This is a genomic window from Pseudorhodoferax soli (genome assembly GCF_003337555.1).
In the GTDB taxonomy this organism is placed as follows: domain Bacteria; phylum Pseudomonadota; class Gammaproteobacteria; order Burkholderiales; family Burkholderiaceae_C; genus Pseudorhodoferax; species Pseudorhodoferax soli.
In genome coordinates this window covers 18823-35758 of the sequence record NZ_QPJK01000015.1, presented here as the reverse complement: position 1 = coordinate 35758, position 16936 = coordinate 18823, and the positions used below count along the sequence as shown (strand labels likewise).

16 protein-coding genes are annotated in these 16936 nt (G+C 69.3%); 12 read left to right on the top strand and 4 right to left on the bottom strand.

Annotated features, from left to right (window positions below; genetic code table 11):
• From DES41_RS34860 to DES41_RS34840, 5 genes are all read left to right on the top strand, one after another.
• Complete coding sequence (locus DES41_RS34860) at positions 1-2118, top strand: acetate--CoA ligase family protein (RefSeq protein ID WP_114472280.1); 2118 nt, start codon at positions 1-3, stop codon at positions 2116-2118.
• 2 nt (positions 2119-2120) lie between these two features.
• Complete coding sequence (locus tag DES41_RS34855; RefSeq protein WP_114472278.1) at positions 2121-2870, top strand: SDR family NAD(P)-dependent oxidoreductase; 750 nt, start codon at positions 2121-2123, stop codon at positions 2868-2870.
• Complete coding sequence (locus DES41_RS34850) at positions 2863-3669, top strand: enoyl-CoA hydratase/isomerase family protein (protein ID WP_114472276.1); 807 nt, start codon at positions 2863-2865, stop codon at positions 3667-3669. The genes DES41_RS34855 and DES41_RS34850 overlap by 8 nt, the downstream gene beginning before the upstream one ends.
• A 4-nt stretch (positions 3670-3673) precedes the next feature.
• On the top strand, positions 3674-4870 hold the full coding sequence (locus tag DES41_RS34845; RefSeq protein WP_114472274.1) for an acetyl-CoA C-acetyltransferase: 1197 nt from the start codon (positions 3674-3676) through the stop codon (positions 4868-4870).
• 67 nt (positions 4871-4937) lie between these two features.
• Positions 4938-6170, top strand: a complete 1233-nt coding sequence (locus DES41_RS34840; protein ID WP_114472273.1) for a CoA transferase — start codon at positions 4938-4940, stop codon at positions 6168-6170.
• Here DES41_RS34840 and DES41_RS34835 read toward each other — a convergent pair.
• Both DES41_RS34835 and DES41_RS34830 read right to left on the bottom strand, forming a co-directional pair.
• Positions 6148-6678 carry a DUF3016 domain-containing protein gene (locus tag DES41_RS34835; RefSeq protein ID WP_114472271.1) on the bottom strand — a complete coding sequence of 177 codons (531 nt, stop codon included), beginning with the start codon at positions 6676-6678 and terminating at the stop codon, positions 6148-6150. The two genes, DES41_RS34840 and DES41_RS34835, sit on opposite strands and share 23 nt — an antisense overlap.
• Before the next feature lie 11 nt (positions 6679-6689).
• Positions 6690-7838, bottom strand: coding sequence for a serine hydrolase domain-containing protein (locus DES41_RS34830; RefSeq protein WP_114472269.1), 1149 nt, complete (start codon positions 7836-7838; stop codon positions 6690-6692).
• 224 nt (positions 7839-8062) lie between these two features.
• Between DES41_RS34830 and DES41_RS34825 the strand changes: the two genes are divergently transcribed.
• Together DES41_RS34825 and DES41_RS34820 are read left to right on the top strand one after the other, a co-directional pair.
• On the top strand, positions 8063-10258 hold the full coding sequence (locus DES41_RS34825; protein WP_114472267.1) for a malate synthase G: 2196 nt from the start codon (positions 8063-8065) through the stop codon (positions 10256-10258).
• 149 nt (positions 10259-10407) lie between these two features.
• Positions 10408-11523 carry an AI-2E family transporter gene (locus tag DES41_RS34820; RefSeq protein WP_114472266.1) on the top strand — a complete coding sequence of 372 codons (1116 nt, stop codon included), beginning with the start codon at positions 10408-10410 and terminating at the stop codon, positions 11521-11523.
• A 3-nt stretch (positions 11524-11526) separates the two neighbouring features.
• Here DES41_RS34820 and DES41_RS34815 read toward each other — a convergent pair whose 3' ends face one another.
• The gene (locus tag DES41_RS34815) at positions 11527-11877 is read right to left on the bottom strand and encodes a DUF1304 domain-containing protein (RefSeq protein ID WP_114472264.1); all 351 of its coding nucleotides are present in this window, start codon (positions 11875-11877) and stop codon (positions 11527-11529) included.
• A 105-nt stretch (positions 11878-11982) separates the two neighbouring features.
• Here DES41_RS34815 and DES41_RS34810 point away from each other — a divergent pair, with 105 nt between their 5' ends.
• From DES41_RS34810 to DES41_RS34795, 4 genes are read left to right on the top strand one after another with little or no spacing between them, the layout of a single operon-like run.
• The gene (locus DES41_RS34810; RefSeq protein WP_114472262.1) at positions 11983-12198 is read left to right on the top strand and encodes a cysteine-rich CWC family protein; all 216 of its coding nucleotides are present in this window, start codon (positions 11983-11985) and stop codon (positions 12196-12198) included.
• A 36-nt stretch (positions 12199-12234) separates the two neighbouring features.
• The gene (locus DES41_RS34805) at positions 12235-12423 is read left to right on the top strand and encodes a 4-oxalocrotonate tautomerase (protein WP_114472260.1); all 189 of its coding nucleotides are present in this window, start codon (positions 12235-12237) and stop codon (positions 12421-12423) included.
• A 28-nt stretch (positions 12424-12451) separates the two neighbouring features.
• Complete coding sequence (locus tag DES41_RS34800) at positions 12452-13918, top strand: MFS transporter (protein WP_245966023.1); 1467 nt, start codon at positions 12452-12454, stop codon at positions 13916-13918.
• A 2-nt stretch (positions 13919-13920) separates the two neighbouring features.
• Positions 13921-14688: a class II glutamine amidotransferase gene (locus DES41_RS34795; protein WP_114472259.1), complete on the top strand. Its 768-nt coding sequence runs from the start codon at positions 13921-13923 to the stop codon at positions 14686-14688.
• 5 nt (positions 14689-14693) lie between these two features.
• On the opposite strand, the gene DES41_RS34790 is transcribed toward DES41_RS34795, so the two are convergent.
• Positions 14694-15191, bottom strand: a complete 498-nt coding sequence (locus DES41_RS34790; protein WP_114472257.1) for an Lrp/AsnC family transcriptional regulator — start codon at positions 15189-15191, stop codon at positions 14694-14696.
• A 296-nt stretch (positions 15192-15487) separates the two neighbouring features.
• On the opposite strand from DES41_RS34790, the gene DES41_RS34785 reads away from it, so the two are divergent.
• On the top strand, positions 15488-16837 hold the full coding sequence (locus DES41_RS34785) for an NAD(P)/FAD-dependent oxidoreductase (protein ID WP_114472256.1): 1350 nt from the start codon (positions 15488-15490) through the stop codon (positions 16835-16837).
• Positions 16838-16936 lie beyond the last annotated feature (99 nt).

Here is a 16936-nt window from a genome sequence, read left to right as displayed (position 1 = left end):
ATGGTGGACGCTCTGCATTCCCCTCTGTCGCGCCTGCTGCGCCCGGCCAGCGTCGCCGTGGTCGGCGCCTCGGACGACGCGCTGCGCATCGGCGGCCGGCCCATCGCCTACATGCTGGGCCAGGGCTACGGCGGCCGCATCCTGCCGGTCAACCCCAACCGGCCGACCATCCAAGGCCTGCCTGCGTTCGAAAGCGTGGCAGCGCTGCCGCAGGCGCCCGATGTCGCCATCGTGGCCGTGGCGGCCAAGCTCGTGCCGCAGACCATCGCCGCGCTCGGCGAGCGCGGCACGCGGGCGGCCATCGTGTTCTCCGCCGGGTTCGCCGAGGCCAGCGCAGAAGGCGTGGTGCTGCAGCAGGAGATGCTGGCGGCCGCGCGCGCGCACGGCGTGCGCATCCTCGGCCCCAACACGCTCGGTGTGGTGAACCCGCGCAGCGGCTTCTACGGCAGCTTCACGTCCGTCGTGGAGATGGGCTTTCCGAAGGCCGGCGGTGTCGGCATCGCGAGCCAGTCGGGCGCCTACGGCAGCCACATCCTGGGCGTGGCGCGCGCGTCGGGCATCGGCATCTCGTCCTGCGTGATGACCGGCAACGAGAGCGACCTGCACCTGGCGGACATGGTGCAGGCCTTCGTGGACGACGGCGACACCGAGGTGATCGCCGTGTACGCCGAAGGCATCCGCGACGGCGGCGCGCTGATGGCCGCGCTGGAGAACGCGCGCCGCGCACGCAAGCCGGTGGTCATGATGAAGGTGGGCACCAGCGCGGTGGGCAGCGCCGCGGCGCAGTCGCACACCGCATCCGTGGCCGGCAACGATGCCGTGACCGATGCCGTGCTGGCCGAGCTTGGCGTGGTGCGCGCGCACAGCACCGACCATCTGCTCGACGTGGCCCGCACCGCCACGCGGCGCATCTACCCCGTCGACAACACGCTGGGGGTGATCACCGTCAGCGGTGGTGCCGGCGTGATCGTGTCCGATGCGGCCGAAGTCCACGGCCTGGCCATGCCCGAGATGCCGGCCGCCGCGCAAGGCCGGCTCAAGGAACTGATCCCGTTCTGCGCGCCGCGCAATCCGGTGGACTGCACCGCGCAGTTCATGAACGACCTGGGCATCGCCGGCCTGTTCGCCGAGGCGGTGGTGGCCGAGGGCGGCTATGGCGCGATCCTGGCCTTCTTCACCTACACGGTGGGGGCGGGCTCCATCGCCGAGGGCCTGCGCGCGCAGCTCAAGGCGGTGCGGGCGCGGCATCCGGACAGACTGTTTGTGCTGTGCATCCTGGCCACACCCGAGACCGTGCGCCAGTACGAGGACGATGGCTTCGCGGTGTTCGAGGACCCGGCGCGGGCCGTGGCTGCCATCGCGGCGATGACACGCTTTGGCCAGGCCTTCGCGCGCGGGCCGGCGCTGGCGCCGCCGGAGGTGCCGGTGCTGGCCTTGCCTGACGCCACGCCGAACGAGGCCCAGGCCAAGCAGTTGCTGGCCGCGGCCGGCATCGCCGTGGCGCCCGAGCGCGCGTGCACCGATGCGGCCAGCGCCGTGGCCGCGGCCGAGGCGCTGGGCTACCCGGTGGTCCTGAAGATCCTCTCGGCCGACATCCTGCACAAGTCCGAGATCGGCGGCGTGCTGCTGGATGTGGGCGACGCCGCGGCCGTGCGCAGCGGTTTCGAGCTGCTGCTGGCACGCGCCAGGGCCGCCGTGCCCGCGGCGCGCATCGAGGGCGTGCTGGTGGCCAAGCAGCTGTCGGGCGGCGTGGAGTGCATCCTCGGCATCCAGCGCGATCCGGTGTTCGGCCCGGTGGCGGTGTTCGGGCTGGGCGGCATCTTCATCGAGGTGCTGCACGACGTGGTGCTGCGCCGCTGTCCGTTCGGTGAAGACGTGGCCGAGCAGATGGTCCGCTCGATCCAGGGCGCCCCGCTGCTGCTGGGCGCGCGCGGCAAGCCGCCGGTGGACATCCAGGCGCTGGCGGCCATGCTGGCGCGGCTGTCGCAGTTCGCGCACCAGGCCGGCCCGCGCCTGCAATCGATCGACCTCAATCCGGTGTTCGCACTGCCGCAGGGCCAAGGGGCCTACGCCGTGGACGCCGTCATCGAACTGGCGCCGCAAGGCAAGGAGCAATAGACATGGATCTGGGACTGAAGGACAAGGTGGCCATCGTCACCGGCTCGGCACGCGGCCTGGGCGCGGCCACCGCGCGCAAGCTGGCCGAGGAGGGCGCGCGGGTGGTCGTCACCGACATCCTGCGCGAGCAGGCCGAGGCCACCACCGCCGCGCTGAAGGCCGACGGTCTGCAGGCCCACTGCGTGGTCGCCGACATCACCAAGGCCGACCAGGTGCAGGCGCTGGTCGACGAGGCCGCGGCCACCTTCGGCGGCGTGCATGTGCTGGTCAACAACGCCGGCTTTCCACGCGACAAGTACCTCGTCAAGATGTCCGAGTCCGACTGGGACCTGGTCATGGAGGTGATGCTCAAGGGCGCCTTCCTGGCCAGCCGCGCGGTGATGCCGCGCATGATCGAACAGGGCTGGGGCCGTGTCATCAACATCAGTTCGCGCGCGCACTTCGGCAACCCCACGCAGGCCAACTATTCGGCCGCCAAGGCCGGGCTGATCGGCATGGCCAAGGCGCTGTCGATGGAGCAGGGACGCTACGGCATCACCGTCAACTGCGTGGCGCCGGGCTTCATGGAGACCGAGATGGTGCAGGCACTGCCGACCTACGAGACCATCAAGGAACGCGCCGTGCAGATGCAGCCCGTCAAGCGCGTGGGCCAGCCGCGCGACATCGCCAATGCGGTGGCGTTCCTGGCGTCGGATGCGGCCAGCTTCATCAGCGGCGAGGTGCTGCACGTGACGGGCGGGCGCTATGGCTGACGGCCCGGTGCGCTGCGCCGTGCAGCCGGACGGCGTGGCCGTGCTGACGCTCGACAACCCGCCGCTCAACGTCGTGTTCCGCGGCCTCACGGAGGCGCTGGGCCGGCACCTCGGTGCGCTGGCGGCCGACCGGGCTGTGCGCGCCGTGGTCGTCACGGGCGCGGGCACGCGGGCCTTCTGCGCGGGCTCGGACATCGCCGAATTCCAGCCGCTGATGCAGCCGGGCCGCATCGTGCCCGAGAAGCTGCAGCTGCAGCACCAGGTGTTCGCGCAGCTCGACGACTTCCCCAAGCCGACCGTGGCCGCCGTCAACGGCCTGGCCTTCGGCGGCGGGCTGGAGATCGCGGTCTGCTGCGACCTGCTGGTGGCCGATGCCGCCGCCCGCTTTGCGCTGCCCGAGATCAAGCTCGGCGTGTTTCCCGGCAGCGGCGGCCCGGTGCGCGTGGCGCGCCGCGTCGGCGAAGGCCGGGCCAAGGAACTGATGTTCCTGGGCGAGCCCATCGATGCGGCGACCGCGCTGGCCTGGGGCCTGGCCAACCGCGTGGCGCCCGCTGGCCAGGCGCTCGCCCAGGCACTGGCGCTGGCCGCCACGCTGGCGCAGCGCCCGCCGCTGGCGCTGGCGCTGTGCAAGCAGGCCATCGACATGGCCTTCGACACCACCGAGGACGCGGCCATCGCCGCGGCGCTGCCGCTGTCCGAGCGCGCCTTCACCTCCCTGGAGTCCCGCGAGGGCGTGCGCGCCTTCCTGGCCAAGGAATCCCCGCGTTTTCCGAACGCACTGCACACCCTGAAGGATTGATCCCATGCAAAGAGCCGCCATCGTTTCCCCGCTGCGCACGCCCATCGGCGCGTTCGGCGGCAGCCTGCGCAGCGTGCCGGTCGAGGAACTCGGCGCCACCGTGGCGCGCGCCATCGTGCAGCGCACGGGCCTGGACCCGGCCCGCATCGACGACGTCGTGTTCGCACACTCCTACGCCAACGGCGAGGTGCCCTGCACCGGCCGCTGGGTGGCGCTGCAGGCGGGCTTTCCGATCTCGGTGGCCGGCATGCAGCTGGACCGGCGCTGCGGCTCGGGCCTGCAGGCCATCGCCACGGCCGCCATGATGGTGCAGACCGGCGCGGCCGACGTGGTGCTGGCGGGCGGCGTGGAGAGCATGAGCAACGTGGAGTACTACACCACCGACATGCGCTGGGGCAAGCGTGCCGGCACCGTGCGCTTCCACGACCGGCTGGAGCGCGGGCGCGAGCGCTCGCAGCCCGAGGCGCGCTTCGGCCGCATCAGCGGCATGATCGAGACGGCCGAGAACCTGGCGCGCGACTACGGTGTCACGCGCGAAGAGGCCGATGCCTTCGCACTGCGCAGCCACCAGCGCGCCGCCGCGGCCTGGGAGGCCGGCCGGTTCGCCGACGAACTCGTGCCCGTGGCCGTGCCGCAGAAAAAGGGCGACCCGCTGCAGGTGGCCATGGACGAGGGCATCCGCGGCGACCTCACGCTCGCGCAGCTGGCCAAGCTCAAGCCGCTGATGAAGGACGGCACCGTGACCGCGGGCAACGCCTGCCAGCAGAACGACGCGGCCGCGGGCTGCCTGGTCGTGGCCGAGAGCCAGGTCGAGAAGCTGGGCCTCACGCCCATCGGCTGGCTGCACAGCTGGACGGCAGCGGGCTGCGAGCCTTCGCACATGGGCATCGGCCCGGTGCCGGCGGTGGAGAAGCTGTTCGCGCGCAACGGCCTGTCCTGGGACGACATCGGCCTGGTCGAGCTCAACGAGGCCTTCGCCTGCCAGGCGCTGGCCGTCACCAAGGGCTGGGGCTGGAACGATCCCGAGCGGCTGAACGTGAACGGCTCGGGCATCTCGCTGGGCCACCCGGTGGGCGCGACGGGCGTGCGCATCATGACCTCGCTGCTGCACGAGATGCAGCGCCGCGGCGTGCGCTACGGGCTGGAGACCATGTGCATCGGCGGCGGCCAGGGCATGGCGGCGGTGTTCGAGCGCGCATGACAGGTGGATCGGCGCGCCGGTCCCAGAATCGAGGCTGTACCTTCCCATTCTTCGCTCTGAGACCAGCATGACCTATCCCTTCCTGAACCGCCTGCGCGTGGTCGAAAGCTCCGCCTTCATCGCTGCGCCGCTGGCCGGCCTCACGCTGGCGCAGTTCGGTGCCGACGTGATCCGCGTGGACATCCCCGGCGGGGGCATCGACTACGCGCGGCTGCCGCGCATGCCGCACCCTGAGGGGCGGGGGCGCAGCATCTACTGGGCCGGGCTCAACAAGGGCAAGCGCTCGGTCGCCATCGACATCCGCAAGCCCGAAGGCCGCGAGCTGGTGCAGGCCCTGGCCACGGCGCCGGGCCCGGACGCTGGCGTGCTGCTGACCAACATCGGCACGCCGTGGCTCGCGCACGAGGTGCTCGCCCAGCGCCGTGCCGACGTGATCAGCTGCACCATCCAGGGCAATGCCGACGGCAGCACGGCGGTGGACTACACCGTCAACTGCGCCACGGGCTACCCCTATGCCACGGGCGGCGGTTCGCGCGAGCGGCCCGTCAACCATGTGATGCCGGCCTGGGATGTGGCCTGTGCCTACCAGGCCGCGTTCGCCATCGTGGCGGCCGTGAACCGGCGCCAGCGCGAGGGCGTGGGCGCGGAACTCAAGATGGCGCTGTCGGACGTGGCGTTCACCACGCTGTCCAACCTCGGCGTGCTGGCCGAGGCCGAATTGCTGCACGAGGAGCGCCCCTCCATCGGCAACCACATTTATGGCGCCTTCGGTCGCGACTTCGCGACGGCCGATGGCGAACGCATCATGGTCGCCGCGATCTCGGCCGGGCAGTGGCGTTCACTGGTCAAGGCCTGCGGCATCGGCGAGGCCGTGGCCGCCACCGAGCAGCGCCTGGGCCTGGACTTCGACGACGAGGCGCAGCGCTACGAGGGCCGCGATGCGATCGCCGAATTGGTCGAGCCCTGGTTCGCCGCGCGCGGCACCCTGGACGCCGAACGCGAACTGCAGGCCAACAAGGTCTGCTGGGGCCGCTACAAGACCGTGGGCGAGCTGCTGGCCAGCGACAAGCGCGTCAGCACCGAGAACCCCGTGTTCGAGCGCACCACCACGCCCGGCATGGGCGAGCACCTGGTGGCCGGCAGCGCCGTGCGTGCACCGGCCATGGAGCGCGCCCCGACCCGGCCCGCGCCCACCATCGGCAGCAACACGGATGAAGTGCTGGCCGAGGTGCTGGGCCTGGATGCAGGCGCCATCGGCCGGCTGCACGACGCAGCCGTCATTGCAGGGCCGAGCGACTGAATTCCTTGCGCACCCAGTCGTCCAGCAACTGCTTCTCGTGGTTCAGCGGGTCGCTGGGGTAGAGCGCTGGGCCCATCAGGAAGCCGGCGTCGCGCAGTTCGCGCCGGCCTTGCTTGAGCACACGGCCATCGGCCGCCAGTTGCTTGAACTCCAGCGCGATGCGCGGCGGGTAGATGTCGCGCACGATGCGCACATCGCTGGCCTGCGTGCCGCGCCAGGGCTCGAAACCGCCAGCACGCTGGATGTCGGTGATGCGCACTTCCAGCTTTTCGTCGGCGGGCAGCACGGCCGCCGCCTTTTCGGCCAGGTGGCGGGCCAGCGCGCTGAGCCAGGCCTCGCGCGCGGCGGGCGTGTCGCGGGGGTTCGCGCGCGTCTCGGTGAACTGGGCCGGGTCGCTCCAGCTCACGCTGACGGCGCCCGGCGGTGCGCCTGTGGGGCGCGGCGTGGCGCAGGCTGCGAGCAGGGCGGCGGCGAGCAGCAGTGCCCAGCGCGATCGCGTGGTGGTCATGCCAGGTCCTTTCATTCGATGGCCGCGTAGACCAGGTGCCGGAACAGGTTGCGGAAGAATATGCGCTGGTTGGGCGTCTGTGCCAGCAGCAGCGCGAACACGTCCTCGGCCGGGTCGACGAAAAAGAAGGTGCCGCCGATACCGCTCCAGAAGTACATGCCGGGAGAGCCGGGCTGCGCGACCAGGCCAGGGGCCGTGCGCACCGCCACGCCCAGGCCGAAGCCATGGCCGGGCGCGAGCAGTTCGCCGGCCACGGGGATGGCGCCCAGGTGGTCTGCCGTCATCCATTCCATGGTTTTGCGCGAGACCAGGCGCTGGCCCTCGAAGCGGCCCTGGTTGCGCAGCAGTTGCAGGAAGCGCAGGTAATCGGCCGCGGTCGACAACAGGCCGCCGCCGCCCGATTCGAAGGCCGGTGTGCTGCGTGCGTCCAGCATCACGACCGGCTGGCCGGTTTCGGGGCAGTGGGCGAAGGGCTCGGCGATGCGGTGCTGCTGCGCGGGCGGCACGCTGAAACCCGTGTCCACCATGCCCAGCGGGCCCAGGATCAGCCGCTGCAGCAGCGCGCCCAACGGCTCGCCGGCCACCACCTCCAGCAGCGCGCCCAGCACGTCGGTGGCGCGGCTGTACTGCCAGCAGCTGCCGGGCTGGGCGCTGTAGGGCAGGCGGGCCAGCGCGTCGCAGAAACCCGCATTGGTCCGGCGGGTGTTGGCGAGGTCGGCCGCCTGGTACTGGCGCTGCACCGCGCTGTTGCCCAGGAACTCGTAGGTGAAGCCGGCCGTGTGGCGCAGCAGGTCGTGCACCGTGGGCGGGCGCAGCGCGCGCTCCAGCTGCAATTGGCCGTCGCGCTCGACACCGACCGGTGTCTCGGCGAACTGCGGCAGCCAGCGCGTGATCGGATCGGCGAGCGACAGCCGTCCCTGTTCGGCCAGCATCAGCGCCGCGAGCGACACGATGGGTTTGGTCATCGAATAGATGCGAAAGATCGCATCGGCCGGCATGGCTTGCGGACCGGCAGGGTCCCGCCGCCCCAGGGCGGCCCGATGCGCAACCTGCCCGCCGGTGCCCACCAGCACCACGGCGCCAGGCAGCAGGCCGGCATCGATGTGCTGCTGGAGCACCTGGTTCATGTGGTTCAAGGCGAGCGCATTCAGAAGGGCCATGGCAGGTTCCTGGGGTGGAAATGCAGGGTTATTGCGCTGGGTTGGGGTGGCTTTGGGTCTGGAACCTCTGTGATTACCATCATTTTGGTCACAGATGACCCGCTGCTGCGGTGCGCAATCGAAGGCCCAGTGTCCTCTAAAGTCAGGGGACGCCGCAGGCAGCGGCCCGATTTCTGCATCTCCCCGACGATCCTTTTCCGCATCCGGACTCCGAAAGGCCAGCCATGACCGCACGCACCACCTACCACCGACTCCAGGTCGCGACCAACCTGGCCCGCTTCATCGAAGACAAGGTGCTGCCCGGCACCGGTGTCGAGGCGGCCGCGTTCTGGAAGGGCTTCGACGCCATCGTCGGCGACCTGGCGCCCAAGAACATCGCCCTGCTGGCCGAACGCGATCGCCTGCAGAGCGAACTCGACGCCTGGCACCAGGCCCACCCGGGCCCCATCGCCGACATGCCGGCCTACCGTGCCTTCCTGGAAAAGATCGGCTACCTGGTGCCGGTGCCCGCCGGCGCCAAGGCGACCACCACCGACGTCGACGCCGAACTGGCCACCCAGGCCGGCCCGCAGCTGGTGGTGCCGATCCTGAACGCGCGCTACGCGCTCAATGCGGCCAACGCGCGCTGGGGCTCGCTGTACGACGCGCTCTACGGCACCGACGCGATCTCCGAGGACGACGGCGCCGAGAAGGCCGGCGGCTACAACCCCATCCGCGGCGCCAAGGTCATCGCCTTCGCGCGCAAGTTCCTGGACGAAGCCGCGCCGCTGGCCAGCGGTTCGCACACGGCTGCCACGGGCTACCGCGTCGATGGCGGCAAGCTGGTGGTGCAGACCGGCGCCGGCCAGACCGGCCTGAAGGACGCCGCGCAGTTCATCGGCTACCAGGGCGATGCGGCAGCGCCGTCTTCCGTGCTGCTCAAGCACAACGGCATCCACATCGACATCCGCATCGACCGCAGCACGGCCATCGGCCAAAGCGACGCGGCAGGCGTCAGCGATGTGGTGCTGGAATCCGCGCTGTCCACCATCCTCGACCTGGAAGACTCGGTCGCCGTGGTCGACGCCGACGACAAGGTGGTGGCGTACAGCAACTGGCTGGGCATCCTGCAGGGCACGCTGACCGAGGAAGTCGCCAAGGGCGGCAAGACCTTCACGCGCGGCCTGAACCCGGACCGCCAATACACCGGCGCCAGCGGCCAGCCCGTCACGTTGCATGGCCGATCGCTGATGTTCGTGCGCAATGTCGGCCACCTGATGACCAACCCGGCCGTGCTCTACACCGCGGCCGACGGTTCCACCAAGGAAATCCCCGAAGGCATCCTGGACGCCGTCGTCACCACGACCATCGCGCTGCACGACCTCAAGCCCCGTGCCGGCCAGACCGTGCGCAACTCGCGCACCGGCTCGGTCTACATCGTCAAGCCCAAGATGCACGGCCCTGCCGAGGTCGCCTTCGCCAGCGAACTGTTCGGCCGCGTCGAGCAGCTGCTGGGGCTGGCCGACAGCACCGTCAAGCTCGGCATCATGGACGAGGAGCGCCGCACCAGCGTAAACCTGGCGGCCTGCATCGCCGCCGCCGCGAGCCGCGTGGCCTTCATCAACACCGGCTTCCTGGACCGCACGGGCGACGAGATGCACACCGCCATGTACGCGGGCCCGATGCTGCGCAAGGGCGCGATGAAGAGCACGCCCTGGATCACGGCCTACGAGAAGAACAACGTGCTGGTCGGCCTGGCCGCCGGCCTGCGCGGCAAGGCCCAGATCGGCAAGGGCATGTGGGCCATGCCCGACCTGATGGCCGACATGCTGGTGCAGAAGATCGGCCACCCGAAGGCCGGCGCCAACACGGCCTGGGTGCCCAGCCCCACGGCCGCCACGCTGCACGCGCTGCACTACCACCAGGTCAGCGTGGCGGACGTGCAGAAGGAGCTCGAGAAGACCGACGTGGCCGCCGAGCGCGACGCCATTCTCAATGGCCTGCTGACCGTGCCCGTGGCCACCGACACCAACTGGTCGGATGCCGACAAGCAGCAGGAACTGGACAACAACGCCCAGGGCATCCTGGGCTACGTGGTGCGCTGGATCGACCAGGGCGTGGGCTGCTCCAAGGTGCCCGACATCCACAACGTGGGCCTCATGGAAGACCGCGCCACGCTGCGCATCAGCAGCCAGCACATGGCCAACTGGCTGCAGCACGGCGTGGTGACCGAGGCCCAGGTGCGCGAGACCTTCACGCGCATGGCGGCCGTGGTCGACAAGCAGAACACGGGTGACCCGCTCTACAAGAGCCTGGTGGCGAATCCGCAAGGTGCCGCGTTCCAGGCCGCGCTGGACCTGGTGTTCAAGGGCAAGGAGCAGCCGAGCGGCTACACCGAGCCGCTGTTGCATGCGTGGCGGTTGAAGGTGAAGGCGGGCTGAGCTTCTTCCCACCATGGCCTGGCGGCGCCTGCGGGCGCCGTTTTGCATGGGGGACGGCGTCCCGTCCGACCTGCGCTGGCGGTACCTTGCCCGGGGGCGGCTGCCTTTTGCCGATACGATCCGCGGCACCTCTGCCACCCGTCCTTCACATGTCCTCACAGCCGCCAGCGCTCGAACAAAAAGCCTTCATCCTGCTGCTGGTCGCCGTTTCGGTCGCCTTCTGCTGGATCCTGTTGCCGTTCTATGGCGCCGTGTTCTGGGGGGCGGTGCTGGCCATCGTGTTCGCGCCGCTGTACCGGCGCCTGCTGGTCAAGACGCGCCAGCGGCCCACCCTTGCCGCGTTGCTGACCCTGCTCGTCATCGTGCTGCTCGTCATCCTGCCGCTGGCCATGATCACGAGTTCCGTGGTGCAGGAGGTGACGGCGCTGTACGCCAGGGTGCGCGACGGTGGCGTGAGCTTCTCGGGCTACGCGCACCAGATCTATGCCGCGCTGCCCGACTGGTTCACGCAGCTGCTGGGGCGCTTCGGGCTGGACGACCTGGACGGCCTGCAGCAGCGCCTCGTGACCGCGCTGCAGCAGGGCAGCCAGCGCATCGCGCAGCAGGCCATCGACATCGGGCAGAACACCTTCGACTTCGTGGTCAGCTTCTTCATCATGCTGTACCTGCTGTTCTTCCTGCTGCGCGACGGCGCCCGGCTGACGCGCCGCATGCGCGACGCCATCCCGCTCGACGCGGGCTACCTGCGCAACCTCTCGGGCAAATTCACCACCGTGATCCGCGCCACGGTGAAGGGCAACATTGCCGTGGCCGCCGTGCAGGGCGCGCTTGGGGGACTGGCTTTCTGGCTCCTGGGCATCCACGCGCCGGTGCTGTGGGCGGTGCTGATGGCCTTCCTGTCGCTGCTGCCCGCCGTGGGGGCGGGCCTGGTCTGGGGGCCGGTGGCGATCTACCTGCTGGCCACCGGCGCCACGCTGCAGGGCATCGGCCTGGTGGTCTACGGCGTGGTGGTGATCGGCCTGGTGGACAACGTGATGCGCCCGCTGCTGGTGGGCAAGGACACCAAGATGCCCGACTACGTGGTGCTGATCAGCACGCTGGGCGGCATGGCGCTGTTCGGGCTCAACGGCTTCGTCATCGGACCGCTGATCGCGGCCATGTTCATCGCCGTGTGGGACATCTTTGCCACCGAGCAGGCCCAGGCCAATGCGCTGGCCGAGGCCACCGTCACCCCTCGCCAGCCCGCGGACGACGGGATCCTGTAGCCATTACAACAGCCAGAGCGCGGCGAGGGCGAGCAGCGCCGGCAGCGCCTGGATGTAGAAGATCTTGCGGCTGACGGTCATGGCGCCGAAGACACCCGCCACCGCCACGCAGGCGAGGAAGAAGACCTTGATGTGCAGGCCTTCGGCGCCCAGGTTCAAGCCCCACAGCAGCCCGGCCGCCAGGAAGCCGTTGTACAGGCCCTGGTTGGCCGCCATGGACTTGGTCATCTCTGCCTTCTCGGGGGTGAGATTGAACGCCTTCATGCCTTGGGGCTTGTCCCAAAGCACCATCTCCAGGACCAGGAAGTACAGGTGCAGCAGCGCCACGAGCACGATCAGGATGTTGGCCAACATGAAGTTCTCCTTGTTCTGTGTGGAAAGCGTCGTCCATTGTGCAGGCCGGGGCGCGCCCTTCGGCCCAGGCAGGGGCGGATGCGGGCTTGGCCTACACTGATTTGCATGCCTGCCGCACCCTTGCCGCCGCTGCCCGTGCCCGACGCTGGCACCTGTCCGCTGTGCGGCCAGGCCAATGCCTGCGTGATCGCCTGTGGCGAGGCCGGGCGCGCTGCCGACTGCTGGTGCATGCAGGCACGCATCGCCCCCGAGGTGCTGGCCCGCGTGCCACCGGCCGCGCGTGGCCTGGCCTGTGTCTGTGCGCGCTGTGCCGAGGGCTAACATGCCGGGCTTTCAGCCCTTCCAGGAGAACCACCCATGCCCACTTACCACGTCGAGATGATGGAAGGCCGCACCGTCGAGCAGAAGAAGAAGCTCGTGGCCGAGATCACCCGCGTCTCGGTCGAGATCCTCGGCGGCTCGCCGGAATCGGTCGATATCCTGATCACCGACATCAAGCGCGAGAACTGGGCCACCGGCGGCCAGCTCTGGTCCGAGAAGAAGTAAGCGGGCCGGCAACGGCCCTTTTCTTCCCTTGAGCGCGACGTCCTCCCTGCCCGACCTGCGTGCCCGCTACGGGCCGCGCTACCGCTGGCTGCTGCTGCTGTCGGTGATGGTGGGCACGATCGCGTCCATCATGTCCTCCACCATCGTCAACGTCGCGGTGCCGGACATGAGCCACCAGTTCGCGCTCGGACCTTCCCGTGCCGCCTGGGTCAGCTCGGGCTTCATGGTCGCCATGACCAGCTCCATGCTGACCACGCCCTGGCTGCTGGCGCGCTACGGGTACCGCCGCACCTATTCGGGCGCCATGTGGCTGCTGATGGCGGGTGGCATCGCGGGCGGCTTCGCATCGGACTTCGGCCTGGTGCTCGCGGCCCGCGTGGCTGAGGGCCTGGCCGCGGGCGTGGTGCAGCCGATCCCGGCCATCATCATCCTGCGCGCCTTCCAGCCGCACGAGCAGGGCCGCGCGACCGGCATTTTCGGCATGGGCGTGGTGCTGGCACCCGCCATCGGCCCCAGCATCGGCGGCCTGCTGGTCGAGGCTTTCGGCTGGCGCTCGATCTTCTTCATGGTGGTGCCGTTCTGCATCGCTTCGCTGTGGCTAGCGCGCACCTACGTGCCGATGACGGCGCCGGGGGGCGCTGCCGCCACGCGCGATGGCGGGCGGCTCGACTGGTCCGGCCTGGTGCTGGGCACGGTGGGCACGCTGTGCCTGCTCAACGGCATGGTGGAGCTGCACGCGCGGCCGGGCGCGCTGGCGGTGCTGCTGCTGGCCGCGGCCGTGGCGGCCTTCGGCAGCTTCATCTGGTGGCAGGAACGCCAGACCCGCAGCGGCGGGCTGCCGCTCATGGACATGCGGCTGTTCCAGTCGCGCGCCTATGCCATGGGCTGCGTGGTCTCCGGCATCTATGGCACGGCGCTGTTCGGCTCCACCTACCTGCTGCCGGTCTACATGCAGTCGGCGCTGCACCTGTCGGCTGCCCATGTCGGCACCATCCTCGTGCCGGCCAGCCTGGTGCTGGCCGGCACCATGGCGCTGGTCGGCCGGCTGGCGGACCGCAAGCCCGCATCGCTGCTCGTGAGCACCGGGCTGGCGCTGCTGGCGGCCTCGTTCGCGCTCATGATGACGGTGCCTGCGGCCAGTCCGATCGCGTGGCTGGTGGCCTGGGCCATCCTCGGGCGCATCGGCCTGGGCTTCATCCTGCCGTCCTTGAACCTGGGCGCCATGCGTTCGCTCGACAGGTCGCTGATCCCGCAGGGCGCCAGCGCGATCAACTTCCTGCGCATGCTGGGCGGCGCCACCGGCGTGAGCCTGTGCGGCATCGTGCTGGAGTGGCGGCTGGCTGCGCATGGCCAGAGCCTGATGCCGCAGGACGGCGTCAGCCCGCAGCGCCTGGCCGCGTTCAACGAAACCTTTTTGATGTTGGCCGCGCTGTGCGTGCTGGCGATTGCGGCGGCACGCCAGTTGCGCGCCGATCCGCGCGCACCGGGGAACTGAGCATGTGCCAACTGCTGGGCATGAACTGCAACACGCCGACCGATGTGGTGTTCAGCTTCACGGGTTTTGCCGAACGTGGCGGCCGCACCGACCACCATGGCGACGGCTGGGGCATCGCCTTCTTCGAGGGCCATGGACTGCGCCATTTCGTCGACCACCAGAGCGCCTGCGAATCGCCCGTGGCCGAGTTGATCCGGCGCTACCCGATCAAGAGCCGCAACGTGATCTCGCACATCCGCAAGGCCACGCAGGGCGTGGTGGCGCTGGAGAATTGCCATCCCTTCGTGCGCGAACTCTGGGGCCGCTACTGGGTGTTCGCCCACAACGGCGACCTGAAGGACTTCCACCCGCGGCTGCATGCGGCGTTCCGTCCGGTCGGCAGCACCGACAGCGAGCGCGCCTTCTGCTGGATCATGCAGGAGCTGGCCAAGTCGCATGCCGGTGTGCCGACGGTGGAGGAGCTCAGCATCACGCTGCGCGAACTGGCGCAGCGCATCGCGCGGCACGGCACCTTCAACTTTCTGCTGTCCAACGGCCAGGCGCTGTGGGCCCATGCGTCCACGCTGCTGCACTACGTGGAGCGGCGCCATCCCTTCACACAGGCGCAATTGGCCGACGAAGACCTTTCGGTCGACTTCTCCAGCCTGACCACGCCCGACGACCGCGTGGCCGTGGTGGTGACCACGCCGCTCACGACCAACGAAGCCTGGACCGCCTTCGCGCCAGGCGAGCTCAAGGTCTTCGTCGACGGGGCGCTGAGCGCCTACTAGGCCGGCTACTGCCGCAGCTCGGAGCGCAGCGCCAGTGCGGTCGTGCGCTTGACGGTGCGCAGCACCAGCATGGAGTTGGAGCGCACCACGCCGGGCAGGCGTGACAGCACTTCGGCATAGAAGCGCTCCAGGTCGTCTGCGTCGCGGTAGGTGAAGCGCAGCAGGTAATCGTTGCTGCCCGCGACATAAAAGCAATCCTGGATCCGCGGCTCGTCCGCCACGGCCTGCTCGAAGGCGCGCAGGGCTTCCGGCGTGGTCCGTTCGATGTTGACGATCGTGAACGAGGTGCCCGGCTGGCCTACCGCCTTCGGGTTGACGAGGGCCACGTAGTGGGTGATCACGCCGCCATCTTCCAGGAGCTTCACCCGGCGCAGGCAGGCCGAAGGCGACAGCTGGACCCGGTTGGCGAGCTCCACATTGGACAGCTTGGCGTCATTCTGCAATTCGCGCAGGATGGCCGCATCAATCGCGTCGAATTGCACGTTCGCCTCGAACTTTCGCATTGGATTCTGTTTTTGCTGCTGATCGTCGCATGTTATGCGAATACGCAGGGTTCACCCTCCACCCAGGCGCAACCCGATTGCGCCGACCGCCGCCTAAACTGGCATGCGAAATGCATACGAAAAAACAGAAGGAGATGAACGTGGACATCCCAAGAACCCGATCGACAAAGCCCGGGTCTTTCAGTACGGTGGAGCGGCGGCCGGTCGCACGGCGCGGGCTGGCACTGCCGTCCGGCTGCGCTCCAGGCTGGCTGCGGGACGGTGCACTTCCCTTCTAAGGCGAGCTTCACTTATTTATGAGCTTTCTGAGCGTCGACCAAGATCTTGCGCGCGATTCGTACTACGTGGCCACGGCGCCGCGCGAGATCCCGTTTCCCACGCTCGACGCCGACGCCCAGGCCGATGTCGTCATCGTCGGCGGTGGCTTGGCCGGCCTGTCTGCCGCGGTCGAGCTGGCGGAGCGGGGTCGCCGGGTCGTGCTGCTCGAAGCCCGGCAGGTGGCTTGGGGCGCCTCTGGCCGCAATGGCGGGCAGGCCATCGCAGGGCTGGCCTGTGACCAGAGCGTGATCGAGCAGCAGCTCGGCAAGGAAGCGGCCCGCGACGTCTGGGACATGACATTGGAGGCGCTGGATTTGATCACGCAGCGCTGCCGGTGTTTCGCGATCGATTGCGACTGGCAACCGGGCTACCTGGACCTGGCGGTCAACGCGCGCAAGGCCGCGGAGCTGCGCAAGTGGCAGGAGCAGATGCACCACCGCTACGGCTACCAGACCACCTGGATCGCACCACAGGAGATGGGCCGCTGGATTGCCAGTCCACGTTTTCACAGCGGCATCCACGACGCCCGCTCGGGCCACCTGCATCCGCTCAAGTACAGCCTGGGCCTGGCCCGGGCCGCACAGCGCCTGGGGGTCCGCATCTACGAAGACAGCGCCGTCACGCGTCTGCAGACCGGCGCCAGGCCGCGGGTGCACACGGCACGCGGACAGGTCGTGGCCGAGCAGGTGCTGCTGGCCGGCAACGTCTACCTGCAGGGCGTGGCCGCGCAGCTGGAGTCGCGCATCATGCCGGTGGGAACCTACATCGTGTGTTCCGAACCGCTGGATCCGGCGCTGTGCACGGCGCTGATTCCCTCGCGCTCGGCCGTGTGCGATACCAACTTCGTGCTCGACTACTTCCGGCCCACCGCGGACCACCGCATGCTTTACGGCGGGCGCGTGAGCTACAGCACGGCCACCCCCCGCAACCTGGTGGCCAGCATGCGCAAGCGAATGGCACAAACGTTCCCGCAAATCGCCGCTTGCCGCATCGACCACGCCTGGGGCGGCTTCGTCGACATCTCCATGAACCGCGCGCCCGATTTCGGGCGCCTGCGCAAAGATGGTGCGCAAGATCCGCCGTCCGACGGATCGTATTCAGTGCGCTCGCACCACGCCAACGTCTATTACCTCCAAGGCTTTTCGGGGCACGGGCTGGCGCTCACCGGGCTGGCCGGCAAGCTGGTCGCGGAAGCCATGACAGGCGATGCCGCACGCTTCGACATCTTCGCCCGTCTCGGACACCGTTCGTTTCCGGGAGGAGCCCGCCTCCGCATGCCCGCCCTGGTGCTCGGCATGGCCTACTACCGCATGAGGGATGCACTATGAAAGCGCTCGCCCGGTCTGCGCACACGGCAGCGGGGCTGTACCACAGCGCAAGGCTTCGGCGGCCTTGTGTTGTGGCACAGCCCTTGCAAACGCCAAGGC

Coding starts and splice junctions, on each gene's coding strand:
- DES41_RS34795 (WP_114472259.1), top strand. CDS start 13,921: ATGTGCCAACTGCTGGGCATGAACTGCAACACGCCGACCGATGTGGTG.
- DES41_RS34790 (WP_114472257.1), bottom strand. CDS start 15,191: ATGCGAAAGTTCGAGGCGAACGTGCAATTCGACGCGATTGATGCGGCC.
- DES41_RS34830 (WP_114472269.1), bottom strand. CDS start 7,838: ATGGCCCTTCTGAATGCGCTCGCCTTGAACCACATGAACCAGGTGCTC.
- DES41_RS34840 (WP_114472273.1), top strand. CDS start 4,938: ATGACCTATCCCTTCCTGAACCGCCTGCGCGTGGTCGAAAGCTCCGCC.
- DES41_RS34810 (WP_114472262.1), top strand. CDS start 11,983: ATGCCTGCCGCACCCTTGCCGCCGCTGCCCGTGCCCGACGCTGGCACC.
- DES41_RS34805 (WP_114472260.1), top strand. CDS start 12,235: ATGCCCACTTACCACGTCGAGATGATGGAAGGCCGCACCGTCGAGCAG.
- DES41_RS34825 (WP_114472267.1), top strand. CDS start 8,063: ATGACCGCACGCACCACCTACCACCGACTCCAGGTCGCGACCAACCTG.
- DES41_RS34850 (WP_114472276.1), top strand. CDS start 2,863: ATGGCTGACGGCCCGGTGCGCTGCGCCGTGCAGCCGGACGGCGTGGCC.
- DES41_RS34845 (WP_114472274.1), top strand. CDS start 3,674: ATGCAAAGAGCCGCCATCGTTTCCCCGCTGCGCACGCCCATCGGCGCG.
- DES41_RS34785 (WP_114472256.1), top strand. CDS start 15,488: ATGAGCTTTCTGAGCGTCGACCAAGATCTTGCGCGCGATTCGTACTAC.
- DES41_RS34855 (WP_114472278.1), top strand. CDS start 2,121: ATGGATCTGGGACTGAAGGACAAGGTGGCCATCGTCACCGGCTCGGCA.
- DES41_RS34835 (WP_114472271.1), bottom strand. CDS start 6,678: ATGACCACCACGCGATCGCGCTGGGCACTGCTGCTCGCCGCCGCCCTG.
- DES41_RS34820 (WP_114472266.1), top strand. CDS start 10,408: ATGTCCTCACAGCCGCCAGCGCTCGAACAAAAAGCCTTCATCCTGCTG.
- DES41_RS34815 (WP_114472264.1), bottom strand. CDS start 11,877: ATGTTGGCCAACATCCTGATCGTGCTCGTGGCGCTGCTGCACCTGTAC.
- DES41_RS34860 (WP_114472280.1), top strand. CDS start 1: ATGGTGGACGCTCTGCATTCCCCTCTGTCGCGCCTGCTGCGCCCGGCC.